The sequence below is a fragment of the Streptomyces laurentii genome (assembly GCF_040635425.1).
Taxonomy (GTDB): domain Bacteria; phylum Actinomycetota; class Actinomycetes; order Streptomycetales; family Streptomycetaceae; genus Streptomyces; species Streptomyces laurentii.
On record NZ_JBEYHT010000019.1, the window covers coordinates 88,462 to 106,204 of the forward strand.

The window sequence follows — 17,743 nt, forward strand, 5'->3', positions numbered from 1 at the left end:
AGAGGAGCGTCCGGGAAACGTCAGGCCTGGCGGCGGACCTCCACCACCCGGAAGCGGTTGGACACGAAGGCGCCGTCGCACAGCGCCGCGTTCGCCGCCGGGTTGCCGCCCGAGCCGTGGAAGTCGGAGAACGCGGCCGTCTGGTTCACGAAGACCCCGCCCGTCAGGTTGAGCGAGAGCTGTGCCGACTCCTCCAGGCAGACCTCCTCGACGGCCCGCTCGGTCTCGGCCGAGGTGGTGTACGCGCCGACCGTCATCGCGCCCTTCTCGCGGACCGTGCGGCGCAGCAGCTCCAGCGCGTCGGCGGTCGAGTCGACCGAGACGGCGAAGGAGACCGGGCCGAAGCACTCGGAGAAGTACGCCGCCTCGCTGTCCGGCTTGGAGCCGTCCAGCTTCACGATGACCGGCGTGCGCACGACGGCGTCCGGGAAGTCGGGGTTGGCCACCTCGCGGGAGGCCAGCGCCACCTCGCCGAGGCCCGCGGCCGCCTCCAGGCGCGCCTTCACGTCGGGGTTGACGAGGGCGCCGAGCAGCCCGTTCGCCCGGGCGTCGTCGCCGAGCAGACCGCTCACGGCGGCCGCGACGTCGGCGACCACCTCGTCGTAGGACTTCGGGCCCTGGTCGGTGGTGATGCCGTCGCGGGGGATCAGCAGGTTCTGCGGGGTGGTGCACATCTGGCCGCTGTACAGGGACAGCGAGAAGGCCAGGTTGCCGAGCATGCCCTTGTAGTCGTCGGTGGAGTCGACGACGACCGTGTTGACGCCGGCCTTCTCCGTGTAGACCTGCGCCTGGCGGGCGTGGGCCTCCAGCCAGTCGCCGAAGGCGGTCGAGCCGGTGTAGTCGATGATCCGGACCTCGGGGCGGACGGCCAGGGTCTTGGCGATGCCCTCGCCGGGACGCTCGACGGCCAGCGCCACCAGGTTGGGGTCGAAGCCGGCCTCGGCGAGCACCTCGCGGGCGATCTTGACAGTGAGGGCCAGCGGGAGCACCGCGCGCGGGTGCGGCTTGACCAGCACCGGGTTGCCGGTGGCGAGGGAGGCGAACAGGCCCGGGTAGCCGTTCCAGGTCGGGAAGGTGTTGCAGCCGATGACGAGGCCGATGCCGCGGCCGACCGCCGTGAACTCCTTGCTGAGCTCCAGCGGGTCGCGCTTGCCCTGCGGCTTGGACCAGGCGGCGCGGCCGGCCGGGGTGCGGGTCTGCTCCTCGTACGCGTACGCCACGGCCTCCAGGCCGCGGTCCTGCGCGTGCGGGCCGCCGGCCTGGAACGCCATCATGAACGCCTGGCCGCTGGTGTGCATGACGGCGTGGGCGAACTCGTGCGTGCGGGCCGAGATCCGGGCGAGGATCTCCAGGGACACCAGGGCACGGGTCTCGGGGCCGGCGTCGCGCCACGCGGCCATGCCGGCGCGCATCGCGGGGAGCAGCACGTCGAGGTCGGCGTGCGGGTACTCGACGCCGAGCTCCGGGCCGTACGGCGAGGTCTCGGCACCGGTCCAGCCGTCGGTGCCGGGCTGGTCGAGCTCGAAGCGCTTGCCGAGCAGGCCCTGGTAGGCGGCGAGGCCGGCGGCGGCGTCCAGCGAGCCGTTCTCCCCGTAGGCCTTGGGGTGCTCCGGGTGCGGTGACCAGTAGGCGCGGGTGCGGATGGTGGCGAGGGCCTGATCGAGAGTGGACCGGTGCTTCTCGGCCAGAACGTCGGTGGTCAGCTGAGTGGTGGCCATGAATGGACCAACTCCTCGTCGAGCTGGGCAGGGAGACGCGTACGGAGTTAGAGTAACCGAACGATCGGTCGGGACAAGGGGGTCCGTCGATCCTGTGGAAAACCCATCGGGGAGGATCACTCCTATGAGCGCCAACACGACGGTCCAGGGGAGCGACGCGGCGCCGGCCGACGGAGCCGGACCTCTCGCCCCGGACACCGGCCCGCGCGTGGACTCCGGCGCCGCGCCGGGCCTTTCACCTGGCAGTACGGTCGCCGTGGTCGGTACGGGCACCATGGGCCAGGGCATCGCCCAGGTCGCCCTGACCGCCGGTCATTCCGTACGTCTGTACGACAGTGCGCCCGGTCGGGCGGAGGAGGCCGTGGCCGCCGTCGCCGGCCGGCTGGAGCGGCTGGTCGCCAAGGGCCGGCTCGGCGCGGCGGAGCGCGACGCGGCACTCGACCGGCTGCACCCGGCCGCCGAACTCGCCGGTCTCGCGGACGCCGCCCTGGTCGTCGAGGCGATCGTCGAACGGCTCGACGTCAAGCAGGGGCTCTTCGCGGACCTGGAGAAGGTCGTCGGCGACGACACGGTGCTCGCCACCAACACCTCCTCCCTCTCCGTCACCGCCATCGCGGGCGGCCTGCGCCGCCCCAGCCGGTTCGTCGGCCTGCATTTCTTCAACCCGGCCCCGCTGCTGCCGCTCGTCGAGGTCGTCAGCGGCCACGCCACCGACCCGGACACCGCCACGCGCGCGTACGAGACGATGCGAGGCTGGGGCAAGACGCCGGTGCGCTGCGCGGACACCCCGGGCTTCATCGTGAACCGGATCGCCCGCCCCTTCTACGCCGAGGCGCTGCGCGTCTTCGAGGAGGGCGGCGCCGACCCGGCCACGATCGACGCGGCGCTGCGCGAGTCCGGCGGCTTCAAGATGGGTCCCTTCGAGCTGACCGACCTCATCGGCCAGGACGTCAACGAGGCCGTGACCCGCTCGGTGTGGGAATCCTTCTTCCAGGACCCCAAGTTCACGCCCTCGCTCGCGCAGCGGCGGCTCGTCGAGTCGGGCCGGCTCGGCCGCAAGTCGGGGCACGGCTGGTTCCCGTACGCGGAGGGCGCCGAGCGCCCCGAGCCGCACACCGCGCCGCCCGCCGAGGCGCCCGCGCGGGTCACGGTGCGAGGGTCGCTCGGACCCGCCGAGCCGCTGGTGGAGCTGTTCGAGGCCGCCGGGATCACGGTGCGGCGCACCACCGGGGACGGGTACGTCGAACTGCCCGGAGGGGCCAGGCTCGGCCTCGCGGACGGCGAGACGTCCTTCGAGTACCGCAAGGACGACGTCGTCTCCTTCGACCTGGCGCTCGACTACGCGGCGGCGAGCCGGATCGTCCTGTCGGCCCGCGAGGGGATGGATCCCGACATCCTCGCGGAGGCCGTGGGGCTCTTCCAGGCACTGGGCAAGAAGGTCTCCGTGATCGGCGACGTGCCGGGCATGATCGTGGCCCGTACGGTCGCGATGCTCGCCGACCTCGCCGCCGACGCCGTGGACCGGCGGGTCGCCACCGCCGAGGACGTGGACACGGCGATGCGACTGGGCGTCAACTACCCGGCGGGCCCACTGGAGTGGGCGGCGCGCATCGGGCACAGGCGCGTATGCGACCTGCTCGGCGCGCTGCACGACCGTTACCCGACCGGACGCTACGCGCCCTCGCTCGCCCTCGCGCGGCGGGGCTTCGACGAGGGTGCGGAGGAGCAGTCATGACCACCGCGCGACGCGACACGTACACCCCCGAGACGCTGCTCTCGGTCGCCGTCCAGGTCTTCAACGAGCGTGGCTACGACGGCACGTCCATGGAGCACCTGTCCAAGGCGGCGGGCATCTCCAAGTCGTCGATCTACCACCATGTGTCCGGCAAGGAGGAGCTGCTGCGGCGGGCCGTCAGCCGGGCGCTCGACGGGCTGTTCGCCGTCCTCGCCGAGCCGGCCGCGGGCCGGGGCCGGGCCGTCGAGCGGGTCGAGTACGTGACCCGGCGCACCGTCGAGGTGCTGATAGACGAACTGCCGTACGTGACGCTGCTGCTGCGCGTGCGGGGCAACACCACGACCGAGCGGTGGGCGATGGAGCGGCGCCGCGAGTTCGACCACCGGGTGGCCGAGCTGCTGAAGGCGGCGGCCGCCGACGGTGACCTGCGCGCGGACGTGGACATCCGGCTCGCCACCCGGCTGCTCTTCGGGATGATCAACTCGCTGGTGGAGTGGTACCGGCCGCACCACGACTCCCCGGCGGAGCGGGACCAGCTGGCGGACACCGTCGTACGGATGGCCTTCGACGGGCTGAGGACCGCCCGCTGAGCCACATGACCGGCAGCCCCTTCTCGTAGCCCCGACAGCCCGCCCGGATCCGTTCCGGGCGGGCTGTCGTGCGCCGGGGCGGGGCTCAGTCGCCGTGGCCGGGGTCCGGGTCCAGGTCGGTCTCCTCGAAGACCAGCAGGGTGCGGGTCGACAGGACCTCGGGCATGGACTGGAGCCGGGTGAGCACCAGCTCGCGCAGGGTCCGGTTGTCCGGGGTGTGCACCAGCAGCAGGACGTCGAAGTCGCCGCTGACCAGCGCGATGTGCGCGGCGCCCGGCAGGGCCTGGAGCTGTTCGCGGACGGTCCGCCACGAGTTCTGGACGATCTTGAGGGTGATGTAGGCGGAGGCGCCGTGCCCCGCCCGCTCGTAGTCGACGCGGGCGCCGAAGCCGCGGATCACGCCGTCGTCGATGAGCCGGTTGATGCGCGCGTACGCGTTGGCGCGTGAGACGTGCACCCGCTCGGCGACGGAGCGGACCGAGGCGCGGCCGTCGGCCTGGAGCAGCCGCAGGATCGCGCGGTCGATGGTGTCCAGCGGGCGGGCCGGGCCCGGCGGGGTGACCATGACGGCAGGACCGGACGGAGCCCCCGAGGGAACGCCGGGCGCGGGCCCGGAGGGAGCGGTGGTCGCGGGCCCGGGAGGAGCGGTGGACGGAGTTCCTGACGAGGTCCCTGTGCCGGTGCCGGATCCCGCGCCGGCCGGCGCGGGGAGGGCGGTGTCGGGGGATGTGTTCAGGCGTGTGTCATCCGTACCCCGTATGGCCCCGGCCATTTGTTCATCCGCCATGTCCCCCCGCCTCTCTCCCGTGGACGCCCTGCACCCATCCCAGGCTGTGGAGAACCGTTTGTCCACAGGCTGGAGGTGCCTGTAGCCAAAATGCCTCCACGACCGAACAATCGGTAGGTGAGGCGCGCCACATCGCGCGCCGCCCGCCCTCGGGTCTTATGCCCGCTCCCACGAGGAGGTGGACTCGTTGCAACAGCGCAGTTCGACAGTCCAAGAGCCCCCCGGTGCCGCCCGTGACTACCGGCTCACCCCGCCCCCGGCCTGGCAGCCCCGTACCGACCCCGCCCCGCTGCTGCCGGACGCGGAGCCGGTCCGCGTGCTCGGCACGGACGCGGTGGCCGACGCGGACCCCGCGCTGCTGCGCCGCCTCTACGCCGAGCTGATCCGCGGCCGCCGGTACAACGCGCAGGCCACCGCCCTGACCAAGCAGGGCCGGCTCGCCGTCTACCCCTCCACCACCGGCCAGGAGGCGTGCGAGGTCGCCGCCGCGCTGGCCCTGGAGGAGCGGGACTGGCTCTTCCCCTCGTACCGCGACACGCTCGCCGCCGTCGCCCGCGGCCTCGACCCCGTCGAGGCCCTGACCCTGCTGCGCGGCGACTGGCACACCGGCTACGACCCGCACGAGCACCGCATAGCGCCGCTCAGCACCCCGCTCGCCACCCAGCTCCCGCACGCCGTGGGCCTCGCCCACGCCGCCCGGCTGAAGGGCGACGACGTCGTCGCGCTCGCCATGGTCGGCGACGGCGGCACCAGCGAGGGCGACTTCCACGAGGCGCTGAACTTCGCCGCCGTCTGGCAGGCCCCCGTGGTCTTCCTCGTCCAGAACAACGGCTTCGCGATCTCCGTCCCGCTCGCCAAGCAGACCGCCGCCCCGTCCCTCGCCCACAAGGCCGTCGGATACGGGATGCCGGGCCGGCTCGTCGACGGCAACGACGCGGTCGCCGTCCACCAGGTGCTCACCGAGGCCGTCACCCGCGCCCGGCGCGGCGGCGGGCCCACCCTCGTCGAGGCCGTCACCTACCGGATCGACGCCCACACCAACGCCGACGACGCGACCCGCTACCGCGGCGACGCCGAGGTCGAGACGTGGCGGGCGCACGACCCGATCGTGATCCTGGAGCGCGAGCTGACCGAGCGCGGAATCCTCGACGAGGACGGCCGCCGCGCGGCCGCCGAGGACGCCGAGGAGATGGCGGCGCGGCTGCGCGAGCGGATGAACGCCGACCCCGTCCTGGACCCGATGGACCTGTTCGCCCATGTGTACGCCGAGAAGACCGCGCAGCTGCGCGAGCAGGCGGCACAGCTGCGGGCGGAGCTCGACGCCGAGAGCGAGGCGTGATGACCACGCACACGACCGCACGGCCGGCCGCGAAGGCCGCGGCCAAGCCGGCCACCATGGCGCAGGCCCTCCAGCGGGCCATGCGCGACGCCATGGCCGAGGACCCCACGGTCCACGTCATGGGCGAGGACGTCGGCACCCTCGGCGGCGTCTTCCGGGTCACCGACGGGCTCGCGAAGGAGTTCGGCGAGGACCGCTGCACCGACACGCCGCTGGCCGAGGCGGGCATCCTCGGCGCGGCCGTCGGCATGGCCATGTACGGGCTGCGGCCGGTCGTGGAGATGCAGTTCGACGCGTTCGCCTACCCGGCGTTCGAGCAGCTCGTCAGCCATGTCTCGCGGATGCGCAACCGCACCCGCGGCACCATGCCGATGCCGCTCGTCGTCCGTATCCCCTACGGGGGCGGGATCGGCGGCGTCGAGCATCACAGCGACTCCTCCGAGATCTACTACATGGCCACCCCGGGCCTGCACGTCGTCACCCCGGCGACCGTCGAGGACGCCTATGGGCTGCTGCGGGCCGCCATCGCCTCCGACGACCCGGTGGTCTTCCTGGAGCCCAAGCGGCTGTACTGGTCGAAGTCCGACTGGTCGCCCGAGGCGCCGGCCGCCGTCGAGCCGATCGGCAAGGCCGTGGTGCGCCGTCCCGGCACCAGTGCCACCCTCGTCACCTACGGGCCGTCCCTGCCGGTGTGCCTGGAGGCCGCCGAGGCCGCCGCGGCCGAGGGCTGGGACCTGGAGGTCGTCGACCTGCGCTCGCTCGTGCCCTTCGACGAGGAGACGGTGTGCGCGTCCGTGCGGCGCACCGGCCGGGCCGTCGTCGTGCACGAGTCGACCGGATTCGCCGGTCCGGGCGCCGAGATCGCCGCCCGGATCACCGAGCGCTGCTTCCACCACCTGGAGGCGCCGGTGCTGCGCGTGGCCGGCTTCGACATCCCGTATCCGCCGCCGATGCTGGAGCGGCACCACCTGCCGGGCGTGGACCGGATCCTGGACGCGGTCGCGCGGCTCCAGTGGGAGGCGCAGAGCTGATGGCGCAGGTCCTGGAGTTCAAGCTGCCCGACCTCGGCGAGGGCCTCACCGAGGCCGAGATCGTGCGCTGGCTGGTCGACGTCGGCGACGTCGTCGTCATCGACCAGCCGGTCGTCGAGGTCGAGACGGCCAAGGCGATGGTGGAGGTGCCCTGCCCGTACGGGGGCGTCGTCACCGCCCGCTTCGGCGAGGAGGGGACCGAACTGCCGGTCGGCGCACCGCTGCTGACCGTCGCCGTCGGCGGTGCGGCGGAGCCCGAGCCGGTGAAGACGACCGCCCCCGCGACCGCCTCCGTGTCCGCCTCCGTGTCCGCGGAGGCCGCGGCCTCCGCCGTGTCTTCTGAGTACTCGGGCAATGTGCTCGTCGGCTACGGCACCACCGGGCCCGCCGCCCGGCGCCGCCGGGTCCGCCGCGAGAACCCGGCCGCCGCGACGGTCACCCTGCCGGCGCCCGCGCCGGTCGCCCCCGCCGTTCCGGTGGCGCCGAAGGGCCCCGTGGCCGTCATCTCGCCGCTGGTGCGCAAGCTCGCCCGGGACCGGGGACTCGACCTGCGCGAGGTGCGCGGCACCGGCCCCGAGGGGCTGATCCTGCGGTCCGACGTGGAGACGGCACTCGCCGTACGGGAGCGGCCCGCCCCGGCCGTCACCGCCCCCGCCCCGGCCACCCCGGCCGCCCCGGCGGTCGCCGCGGGGGAGCGGATCCCGCTGCGCGGGGTGCGCGGTGCCGTCGCCGACAAGCTGACGCGCAGCCGTACCGAGATCCCGGACGCCACCTGCTGGGTGGACGCCGACGCGACCGAGCTGATGACCGCGCGGGCGCGGATGAACGCGGCGGGCGGACCGAAGATCTCCGTCCTCGCGCTGCTCGCCAAGATCTGCGTCCACGCGCTGAGCCGTTTCCCCGAGCTCAACGCCACCGTCGACACGGCCGCGCGGGAGATCGTCCGGCTGCCGTCCGTGCACCTCGGGTTCGCGGCCCAGACCGAGCGCGGTCTGGTCGTGCCCGTGGTGAAGGACGCGGGCGGGCGCAGCGCCGAGTCGCTGTCCGCCGAGTTCGCCCGGCTGACCGAGGTGGCCCGGCAGGGGTCGCTGACCCCGGCGGACCTGACCGGCGGCACGTTCACGCTCAACAACTACGGGGTGTTCGGGGTCGACGGCTCCACGCCGATCATCAACCACCCCGAGGCGGCCATGCTCGGCGTCGGCCGGATCATTCCCAAGCCGTGGGTGTACGAGGGCGAGCTGGCGGTACGCCAGGTGGTGCAGCTCTCGCTCACCTTCGACCACCGGGTCTGCGACGGCGGCACGGCCGGCGGCTTCCTCCGCTACGTCGCGGACTGCGTCGAGAACCCGGCGGTGCTGCTGCGCACACTCTGACCGCCACAAGGACTCCGCCGGGAGCTCACACCAGCCGGGGCACGGGGCCCCATGGTGCCTGGCGGCCTTGTCCGGGGCCCAACCTCACGCCGGGCCCCGGACCGTTCAAGGGGGCGCGCATACTGCTGGGGTGACGACCGCATATGACGCCGTCGTGTTGGCCGGGGGCTCCGCCCGGCGGCTCGGCGGGGTCGACAAGCCAGCCGTACGGGTCGGGGGACGTCCCCTGCTCGACCGGGTCCTCGCGGGCTGCCGCGACGCCGGACGCACCGTCGTCGTCGCCGCGCCCCGCGCCACCTCCCGCCCCGTCGCGTGGGCCCGGGAGGATCCACCCGGCGGCGGCCCCGTCGCCGCGCTCGACGCCGGCCTGCGCCGCCTCGCGTCCCTCCCCACCGACGGTGCTCCCCCCGCTCCCCTCGCGCTCGTCCTCTCCGCCGATCTGCCGTTCTTCGACGCCGACACCGCGCGCCGGCTGGCCGGGGCACTGGACGCGGCACCGGACGCCGAGGCGGCCCTCGGGGTCGACACCGACGGGCGGCACCAGCCGCTGGTCGCGGCCTACCGGACCGAACCGCTGCGGCGAGCCCTCACCCGGGCCGCCGCGGAGCACGGCGGCACCCTGGACGGTCTTCCGCTGCGCAGGGTGACCGAGGCCCTGCGCGTCGTGCCCGTCCCGCCCGCTCCGGGGCACTCCGGACCGTTCGACGCGTCCTTCGACTGTGACACCTGGGGGGACGTCGCGACGGCCCGCACACGCATCAGGGAGCATGGGCACGTGCTGAACGAATGGATCACCGCAGTCAAGGACGAACTGGGCATCGACCTGGACGTCGACACGGCCGTGCTGCTCGACCTCGCCCGCGACGCCGCGCACGGTGTCGCGCGTCCGGCGGCGCCGCTGACCACCTTCCTGGTCGGCTACGCGGCGGGGCGGGCCGAAGGTGGCCCCGAGGCCGTCGCGGAGGCGGCCCGCAAGGCCGCCGCGCTCGCCCAGCGCTGGGCCGCCGAGCAGGACGACGCCGGATGACCAGCGACGAACGCGGGTCCGACGACGGCATGGACGAGGCCCTCGCGCTCGTCGGCCGCCGTCCCCGGCCGGCCGGCCCGGCCGGTCAGGACCCCGCGAGCGGCCCCGCCGTCCCGCCCCCGCAGACGTCCCCGGGCCACCGGCACGGCACCGCGTGGCCCGAGGCCCGGGCCGCCGCCGCGCGGGCCGGGACGACCGCGGCCGCGACCCGCCGCCCCGTGCCCGTACCGCTCGGGCAGGCCCTCGGCCGGGTCCTGGCCGAGCCGTTGCGCGCGCTCACCGACCTGCCCTCCTTCGACACCTCCGCGATGGACGGCTGGGCGGTCGCCGGTCCCGGCCCCTGGCGCACCGCCCCCGAGGGTCCCGAGGGTTCGGTCCTCGCCGGCCACGCCACCACCGCCGAACTCGCCGACGGCCACGCCGTCCGGATCGCGACCGGCGCCCGGGTGCCGGCCGGGGCGACCGCCGTCGTCCGCGCCGAGCACTCCCGTACCGACGCGGCCGGTCAGCTGCACGCCCGGCGCGAGGTCGTCCAGGGCCAGGACATCCGGCCCCGGGGCCAGGAGTGCCGGTCCGGCGACCGGCTGATGCCCGCCGGCAGCCTGGTGACCCCCGCCGTCCTCGGTCTCGCCGCCGCGGCCGGCTACGACGAGCTGACCACGTATCCGCGCCCCCGCGTGGAGGTCCTGGTCCTCGGCGACGAGCTGCTGACCTCCGGACTCCCCCACGAGGGCCTGATCCGCGACGCGCTCGGCCCGCTGCTCGACCCCTGGCTGCGCGCGCTCGGCGCCGACGTTCTCGGCGTCCGCCGGATCGGCGACGACGCCGAGGAGCTGTACCGGGCGGTCACCGGCTCCGCCGCCGACGTGGTGGTCACCACCGGCGGCACCGCGTCCGGGCCCGTCGACCACGTCCACCCGGTCCTGGCCAAGGCCGGCGCCACCCTGCTCGTCGACGGTGTCCGGGTCCGCCCCGGCCACCCCATGCTGCTCGCCGCGCTCGGTGATCCGGCGGACCGGTACCTCGTCGGTCTGCCCGGCAATCCGCTCGCCGCCGTCTCCGGGCTGCTCACGCTCGCCGAGCCGCTGCTGCGTGCCCTCGCCGGCCACCCCGCCGCGGGCTCGGAGCCGTTCAGCGTCCCCGTACGCGACGGGATCCAGGGTCATCCGCAGGACACCCGGCTGGTCCCCGTCCTCGACCGCGACGGCGCGGCCGTGCCGCTGCGCTACTCCGGGCCCGCGATGCTCCGCGGCATCGCCACCGCCGACGGCATGGCCGTGGTCCCGCCCGGCGGGGCCCGGCCCGGGCAGGCGCTCGATGTACTCGACCTTCCCTGGACGGCCCCGGCCACGGGCCAAGGAGTGTGTTTCACGTGAAACTGCCCAGCCGCGACATCATGGCCCGGCAGGCGGACGAGAAGACCGCCCCGAGGGTCAAGCTGCCCCGGCGGGAGGTCGAACGGCCGCTGCGCCAGGTCGCCAAGCGTCTGCTGATGGCCATAGGCGTGCTGTTCGTGACGATCCTCATCGTCTACGCCGACCGCGGGGGCTACCACGACAACGCCGACGAGTCGCTCGACTTCCTCGACGCCGCCTACTACGCGACCGTCACCCTCTCCACCACCGGGTACGGCGACATCGTCCCGTACAGCGATTCCGCGCGCCTCGCGAACATCCTGCTGGTCACGCCGCTGCGCGTGCTGTTCCTGATCATCCTGGTCGGCACCACTCTCGAGGTCCTCACGGAGCGGACCCGGGAGGAGTTCCGGCTCCACCGCTGGAGGGCCACCTTGCGTGACCACACCGTCATCGTCGGATTCGGGACCAAGGGGCGCTCGGCGATCCAGACGCTGTGCGCGACCGGGCTGCGCAAGGACCACATCGTCATCGTCGACCCGTCCAGCAAGGTCATCGAGGCGGCCAACGCCGACGGGTTCGTGGGCGTCATCGGCGACGCGACCCGCAGCGACGTGCTGCTCCGCGCCGAGGTGCAGAAGGCCCGTCAGATCGTCATCGCCACCCAGCGCGACGACACCGCCGTGCTGGTCACCCTGACGGCCCGCCAGCTCAACAAGGGCGCGAAGATCGTCGCCGCGGTCCGCGAGGAGGAGAACGCGCCGCTGCTGCGCCAGTCCGGCGCCGACGCCGTGATCACCAGCGCGAGCGCCGCCGGCCGGCTCCTCGGCCTCTCCGTCCTCAGCCCCAGCGCGGGCACGGTGATGGAGGACCTCATCCAGCAGGGTTCCGGACTCGACCTCGTCGAGCGGCCGGTGACCAAGGCCGAGGCCGGCAAGAGCGTCCGGGAGACCAAGGACCTGGTGGTGAGCGTGCTGCGCGGCCACCGGCTGCTCGGGTACGACGACCCCGCCGCCAGCCCGCTCCAGCTGACCGACCGGGTCATCACGATCGTGCGCGCCGCGCCCGTCACCCCGCTCACCACGCCCGACCAGGACTGACGGCGGGCCCAAGGCACAAGACGGACATCGGGCGCGGGCCGGGACTCTCCGGCCCGCCCCCGACGTCCGGCCCGCCCCGACGTACGTCCCGGGAGTAGCCTCGCCGCCATGCATGCGATCACGATTCCCCAACCCGGCGGGCCCGAGGCGTTGGTCTGGGCCGAGGTCCCCGATCCCGTCCCCGCCGAGGGCGAGGTCCTCGTCGAGGTGGTGGCGAGCGCCGTCAACCGAGCCGATCTGCTCCAGCGTCAGGGCTTCTACGATCCGCCGCCGGGCAGCTCCCCGTACCCCGGTCTGGAGTGCTCCGGCCGGATCGCCGCGCTCGGCCCCGGCGTCTCGGGGTGGGCAGTCGGCGACGAGGTGTGCGCGCTGCTCGTCGGCGGCGGATACGCCCAGAAGGTCGCCGTCCCGGCCGGGCAGCTGCTGCCCCGTCCGGCCAACGTCGACCTGGTGACGGCCGCGGCGCTGCCCGAGGTCGCCTGCACGGTGTGGTCGAACATCTTCATGCTGGCCCACCTCCGGCCGGGCGAGACGCTGCTCGTGCACGGCGGCGCGAGCGGCATCGGCACCATGGCGATCCAGCTGGCCAAGGCGGTCGGCGCCCGGGTCGCGGTCACCGCCGGCAGTCAGGAGAAGCTGGCCCGCTGCGCCGAACTGGGCGCCGACATCCTCATCGACTACCGCGAGCAGGACTTCGTCGAGGAACTGCGCGAGGCGACGGACGGGGCGGGCGCGGACGTCATCCTGGACATCGTCGGCGCCAAGTACCTGGACCGGAACGTCAAGGCCCTCGCCGTCAACGGCCGGCTGGTCGTCATCGGCCTCCAGGGCGGCGCCAAGGGCGAGTTGAACCTGGGTGCCCTGATGGCCAAGCGCGCCGCCGTCCTGGCGACCACGCTGCGCGCCCGCCCGCTGGACGAGAAGGCGGCCGTCGTCGCCGCCGTCCGCGAGCACGTGTGGCCGCTGGTCGAGGCGGGCACGGTCGGCCCGGTCGTGGACCGCACCCTGCCGATGGCGGACGCGGCGGAGGGCCACCGCGCCGTCGAGGCCAGCGCCCACATCGGCAAGGTGCTGCTGTTGGCCCAGGCCTGACGAGCCCGTCCTGCCCTCGTCAGGCTCGGCGAGGGCAGGCCGAGGGCCTGACGAGGCACAACGAAAGGGGCCCGGCCCCCGCGGCATGTTCACCGCGGGGACCGGGCCCCTTCCCGTACGGCACAGGCCCACCGGAAACCGATGAACCCCGAGCCGTCCTACAGATACGGGCCGGAACCGACCGCCCGGCCGTGCGTCGGCCCGCCCGGGCCCTCGTCGTCGTGCGGCGCGCCCGGCGGCAGTGCCCGGCGCATCTGCTCCAGCTGGGCGCGGGCCGCCATCTGCTGGGCGAACAGCGCCGTCTGGATGCCGTGGAACAGCCCTTCCAGCCAGCCCACCAACTGGGCCTGCGCGATCCGCAGTTCCGCGTCGGACGGAATGGCCTCGTCGGTGAAGGGCAGCGACAGCCGCTCCAGTTCCTCCACCAGTTCCGGGGCGAGCCCGTCCTCCAGCTCCTTGACCGAGCTGGCGTGGATCTCCTTGAGCCGGACGCGGCTGGCCTCGTCGAGAGGTGCCGCCCTGACCTCTTCCAGCAGCTGCTTGATCATGCTGCCGATGCGCATGACCTTCGCGGGCTGCTCGACCATGTCCGTCACCGGCACCTCACGGGATTCGTCGTCACCTGGCGTGCCGCCGAGCGCCATCCCGTCCTGGCCCACGACGAGGACCTGGGGGCTCTCCTGCGACCTGTCATTCCTCGGCATCTCCATGCCGCCCATTCTCTCGCACCCATGCGTCACCACACGGTGTGCCCCGTAAGGAGAGTGATCCGCCCTCCTTACGGGGCACGGCCGGCATGGTTTCGGCGCGGTGCGTCAGTGCACGGCGCGGCGGGCCAGCGCACCCCGGGAGCGGGTCACCAGGGCCGCGAGCAGGGCCGCGCCGAGCGGCACGAGCACCAGGAGCGCACCGAGGGTCTCCCATGGGATGACGATGGCCAGGTCCGGCGGGCTGTCCTGCATGGTGCCCCAGCCCCGGTCGAGGCTTTCCTCGTAGTACGTCCGCTGCTGGCGTTCCTCGGCGAGCCGGAGGCCGATCGCGGGCAGCACACCCGAGACCGAGCCGAGCACCACGCCCATGGCGGCGACGACACCGCACTGGAAACCGCTCAGCGTGCGGCGGACGCGCGGCGGGGCGCCGACGGCGGCCAGCGTCTTCAGGTCGGCTTCCGCGTCGGCCTGGGAGAGACCGGTGGCGATGCCCGCGGCACCGATGGTGACCAGGCCGGCGAACAGGGTCAGCGCGAGCAGCACGATGCCGTACCGGCTGACGTAACCGCGCTCCAGCGTGTAGTCGACCGTGTCGCCGAGCTTGGCCAGCTCGGCGTCGAGCTTCTGCTGCTGCTCGCCGCTGGGCAGCCGGTCGGTGGTGAAGTACGCGCCGAGCGGGGCGGTGCCCATCCCGGCGGCCTTGACGGCCTCGGGGCTGATCAGACCGCGGACGCCGTACGCGTTCGGGGAGCCGGGAACCTCGTAGGCGGTGAAGGTCTTCACCTCGCCCGGGTACTCCTTGCGCAGCTCGGCGGCGCGCGCGGCGGCCTTGTTGTCGGTGATGAGCTTGACGCTCACCGTGCCGACGTCACCGGCCTTCGCGACGCCCTTCGCGCCGGTGGCCGCGGCGGCGTTCGCGCTCTTCCCGTCCTTGGCGCCCTTGGCGTCCTTCACGACCAGCGTCGGGTCGAAGCTGACGTACTTCCCCTCCGCCAGCGCCCGCGCGGCCCCCGGGTCGGTGATCCCGAGCACCTTCAGGAGCGAGGCGTCGGCGACCAGCAGCCCGCCCTCGACGGGCACGGAGCCGCCCCGGTCCTGCGTGTCACAGCGCCAGTCCTTGGCGAGTTCACGCCGCTGCGCCCTGGAGAACTTGGCGGCGGGGTCGGAGTCGTCGTCGTTCGACGACATCCACAGGGGGCACTGGTTGGCGGGCGGGACGATCACCTCGTACGAGCCGCAGCCCTCCTCCTCCCCCCAGGGGGAGCAGCCGAGCCGGCCGACGTTGACGCGCGAGACGTCGCTGCGGACGTCGATGGGCAGGTTGCGGTCGATGGCCTCGACCGCGGTGGCCGCGTCCCGGCCGCCCTCGTCCATGACGAACACGGAGACGGCGCCGTACGGCAGGTCGGGCTTGTACGTGGCCTGGTTGTCGGCGTCCTGGCTCGTCGCGTACGTGGCGACGGCGACGGTGCCCGCGACGGCGGCCAGCACGGCGGCCACGGCCGGCGCCGTACGGCCCCGGTTGCGGACGGCGTCGCGCAGCGCGAGTCGCGGCGAGAGCGGCAGCCAGCGGCCGGTGCGGCCGAAGAGACCGACGAGGGCGGGGGTCATCGCGACGATGCCCAGCTCGGCGAGGGCCGAGCCGCCCGCGACGATGATGCTCTGGTCGCTGGCGATCGCGCCGTAGATGGCGAGCGTGCCGCCGAGGAGCAGGGCGGCGAGGCCGACGAGGGGCAGCACCCGGCTGCCGCGGCGCACGCCGCGGCGGCCGGTGAGCGAGGCCAGGACGGTCTGCCGGGAGGCGGTGACGGCGGGCACGATCGCGGAGAGCAGGCCGGTCAGGACGGCGATTCCGGCGATCGCGAGCAGTTCGAGCGGCCGGATGGTGAAGCTGCCGAACCGCTGCCCCATGTACTGCTCCAGGAGCGGCCGGAGGGTGAAGGTCAGGGCCAGCGCGAGGACGGTGCCGGCGATCGCCGCGGCGACGCCGATGACGAGGCCGCCGCTGAGCACGATGGCCCGGATGTGGCTGCGGGCGCCGCCGTTGGCGCCGACCAGGCCGAGCTGGCGGCGGGAGCGGCGGGCGCCGACCGCGAAGGCGGGGCCGGCGAGCAGGCAGATCTCCAGCATCGCCAGGCCGACGATGGTGAAGACGGGCACCAGTTCGGCCGCCCTGAGGGAGGCGTTGGCCCGGTAGTCGTAATAGTTGGGGCTCTGGAACAGCGGGACTTCGGAGTCCGGCGGCGGGTTCAGGGCCACGTCGCGCGCGACGACCTTCACGCCCTTGGTGTTGATCTTCTGGACCATGTCCCACGTGAAACCGCCGGCCTTCTTGACCAGGTAGGTGGTGGTGGGATCGGACGCCGAGAGGCCGGCCTTCCCCAGGGCCTCGCCGTACGGCTTGAGGAAGGCGCCGGGCAGGGCGTTGATCTGCGTGGACTTGAGGTCGCTGGGCAGTTCGTACGAGCCGGTGATCCGGTACTCGCGGTCGAAGCCGCGCGCGGTGAGGGTGGAGCCGACGGTGAGCCCGCTGCTCTCCAGGAACCCGCTGGTCGCGGCGACCTCGTCCGTCTTCTCGGGGAAGCGGCCGTCGAGCAGCGTCATGATGCCGGCGGCCATCGGGTCGGCGGCCTTCAGCTCCCGGACCTCGGTCGTGAGCAGCCCGTACGTGGTGGTCAGCTTGGCCGGGCCGGAGCTGTCGGTGAGGACGGTGGCGCCGGCCGGAAGGGTCTTGCTCACATCCGTCGGGCCGTTGGGCCAGGGCTTGTTCCCTTTGGTGAAGTCCTCGACGGTGTCGCTCTGGTCGCCCTGCGGATCCTGGAGGATCGGCAGGCCCTCGACGTTCGCGTCCTCGAAACGGGCGTCGGCGGCGCCGATGGTGCGCCGGAGTTCCTGCGCGCGGGTGAGTTCGGAGCTGCGGAACGTCAGGTCGAAGGCGCTCACTCCGAGGATCGGCAGCGCGATCATCGAGAGGACGAGAAGGCTGCGGCCCTTGGACCGCCAGGCGTCGCGGCGGGCGATGCGGATCGCGGCACGCCAGGAGTGGAACCAGGTCCTCACGGGTGCGTCGTCCCGCCTGCCAGGAGCGAGTCGGCCTCGCTGCGTACGGTCTGGTCGACGACGGAGCCGTCCCGCAGGAACACGACCCGGTCGGCCCAGGCGGCGAACCGCGGCTCGTGGGTGACCAGGATGCCGGCCGCGCCGGCGTCGCAGCGCGCGCGCAGCAGGGCGAGCACGGACTCGCCGGTCTCGGAGTCGAGCGCGCCGGTGGGCTCGTCGGACAGGACGAGGCGGCGGTCGCCGACCAGGGCGCGGGCGATGGCGATCCGCTGCTGCTGACCGCCGGACATCTCGTCGGGGAAGCGGTCGGCGAGGTGGCCGAGTTCCATCTCCTCGAGTGCGGCGAGGGCTTCGACGCGGGCCTTGCGGGCGGAGACGCCGTCGAGCTCGCGGGGCAGGGCGACGTTCTCGGCGGCGGTGAGCGCCGGTATGAGGTTGTAGTCCTGGAAGACGTAGCCGATGCTGCGGCGGCGCAGCGCGGCGAGCCGCTTGGGGCCCGCGGTGGTGATGTCGGTGCCCTCGATGATCACGTGGCCGGAGGTGGGCTTGTCCAGGCCGCCGGCGATGGTCAGCAGCGTGGACTTGCCGGAGCCGGACGGGCCCATGACGGCGACGAGTTCGCCGGGGTGAAGGTCGAGGTCGACGCCGCGCAGGGCGTGCACCTCGGTGGCGCCCGAGCCGTGGACGCGGGTCAGGTTCTGCAGGCGCAGCACGGGCTCGTGCCGCTGGGGTACGGACATGGGAAATCCCCCTCGGGGTACGCCTGCGGGACGGCCGGGTGGAGCGACGGCCGCCGACGGTGCCGGGCGCACGGTCTGGATGG

General features: G+C 73.7%; 14 protein-coding genes. 9 read left to right on the plus strand and 5 right to left on the minus strand.

The features are described from left to right. Positions 1–20: 20 nt before the first annotated feature. Positions 21–1,718, minus strand: a complete 1,698-nt coding sequence (paaN, locus tag ABZ693_RS15030) for a phenylacetic acid degradation protein PaaN (RefSeq protein ID WP_359876514.1) — start codon at positions 1,716–1,718, stop codon at positions 21–23. A 124-nt stretch (positions 1,719–1,842) separates the two neighbouring features. On the opposite strand from paaN, the gene ABZ693_RS15035 reads away from it, so the two are divergent. Together ABZ693_RS15035 and ABZ693_RS15040 are read left to right on the plus strand one after the other, a co-directional pair. After that, on the plus strand, positions 1,843–3,453 hold the full coding sequence (locus tag ABZ693_RS15035) for a 3-hydroxyacyl-CoA dehydrogenase (protein WP_359876516.1): 1,611 nt from the start codon (positions 1,843–1,845) through the stop codon (positions 3,451–3,453). Next, a complete protein-coding gene (locus tag ABZ693_RS15040) occupies positions 3,450–4,043 on the plus strand; it encodes a TetR/AcrR family transcriptional regulator (RefSeq protein WP_359876518.1) in 594 nt (197 codons plus the stop codon). The genes ABZ693_RS15035 and ABZ693_RS15040 overlap by 4 nt, the downstream gene beginning before the upstream one ends. An 85-nt stretch (positions 4,044–4,128) precedes the next feature. On the opposite strand, the gene ABZ693_RS15045 is transcribed toward ABZ693_RS15040, so the two are convergent. Next, positions 4,129–4,608: an Lrp/AsnC family transcriptional regulator gene (locus tag ABZ693_RS15045; RefSeq protein ID WP_359876520.1), complete on the minus strand. Its 480-nt coding sequence runs from the start codon at positions 4,606–4,608 to the stop codon at positions 4,129–4,131. A gap of 400 nt (positions 4,609–5,008) precedes the next feature. Between ABZ693_RS15045 and pdhA the strand changes: the two genes are divergently transcribed. The 7 genes from pdhA (at position 5,009) to ABZ693_RS15080 (ending at position 13,150) form a co-directional block, all read left to right on the plus strand. Beyond that, on the plus strand, positions 5,009–6,169 hold the full coding sequence (gene pdhA / locus ABZ693_RS15050; protein WP_359876522.1) for a pyruvate dehydrogenase (acetyl-transferring) E1 component subunit alpha: 1,161 nt from the start codon (positions 5,009–5,011) through the stop codon (positions 6,167–6,169). Continuing rightward, on the plus strand, positions 6,169–7,200 hold the full coding sequence (locus tag ABZ693_RS15055; protein ID WP_359876524.1) for an alpha-ketoacid dehydrogenase subunit beta: 1,032 nt from the start codon (positions 6,169–6,171) through the stop codon (positions 7,198–7,200). The genes pdhA and ABZ693_RS15055 overlap by 1 nt, the downstream gene beginning before the upstream one ends. After that, positions 7,200–8,576: a dihydrolipoamide acetyltransferase family protein gene (locus ABZ693_RS15060; RefSeq protein ID WP_359876526.1), complete on the plus strand. Its 1,377-nt coding sequence runs from the start codon at positions 7,200–7,202 to the stop codon at positions 8,574–8,576. The genes ABZ693_RS15055 and ABZ693_RS15060 overlap by 1 nt, the downstream gene beginning before the upstream one ends. A 130-nt stretch (positions 8,577–8,706) precedes the next feature. Further along, positions 8,707–9,603 carry a DUF6457 domain-containing protein gene (locus tag ABZ693_RS15065; RefSeq protein WP_359876528.1) on the plus strand — a complete coding sequence of 299 codons (897 nt, stop codon included), beginning with the start codon at positions 8,707–8,709 and terminating at the stop codon, positions 9,601–9,603. Then, the gene (locus ABZ693_RS15070) at positions 9,600–10,979 is read left to right on the plus strand and encodes a molybdopterin molybdotransferase MoeA (protein ID WP_359876529.1); all 1,380 of its coding nucleotides are present in this window, start codon (positions 9,600–9,602) and stop codon (positions 10,977–10,979) included. The genes ABZ693_RS15065 and ABZ693_RS15070 overlap by 4 nt, the downstream gene beginning before the upstream one ends. A gap of 20 nt (positions 10,980–10,999) precedes the next feature. Continuing rightward, entirely contained in the window at positions 11,000–12,058 is a 1,059-nt protein-coding gene (locus ABZ693_RS15075; RefSeq protein WP_359876551.1) for a potassium channel family protein, read from the plus strand. Positions 12,059–12,166: 108 nt separating this feature from the next. Next, positions 12,167–13,150, plus strand: a complete 984-nt coding sequence (locus ABZ693_RS15080) for an NAD(P)H-quinone oxidoreductase (protein ID WP_359876531.1) — start codon at positions 12,167–12,169, stop codon at positions 13,148–13,150. A gap of 158 nt (positions 13,151–13,308) precedes the next feature. Here the strand turns inward: ABZ693_RS15080 and ABZ693_RS15085 are convergent, their stop codons facing one another. The 3 genes from ABZ693_RS15085 to ABZ693_RS15095 all read right to left on the minus strand — a co-directional run bounded on the left by ABZ693_RS15085 (position 13,309) and on the right by ABZ693_RS15095 (position 17,660). After that, positions 13,309–13,860 (minus strand): bacterial proteasome activator family protein, encoded by a 552-nt coding sequence (locus ABZ693_RS15085; protein WP_359876533.1) that lies wholly within the window; start codon positions 13,858–13,860, stop codon positions 13,309–13,311. A 105-nt stretch (positions 13,861–13,965) separates the two neighbouring features. Further along, positions 13,966–16,920, minus strand: coding sequence for an ABC transporter permease (locus ABZ693_RS15090; RefSeq protein ID WP_359876535.1), 2,955 nt, complete (start codon positions 16,918–16,920; stop codon positions 13,966–13,968). Further along, complete coding sequence (locus tag ABZ693_RS15095) at positions 16,917–17,660, minus strand: ABC transporter ATP-binding protein (protein ID WP_359876537.1); 744 nt, start codon at positions 17,658–17,660, stop codon at positions 16,917–16,919. The genes ABZ693_RS15090 and ABZ693_RS15095 overlap by 4 nt, the downstream gene beginning before the upstream one ends. Positions 17,661–17,743: the final 83 nt, after the last annotated feature.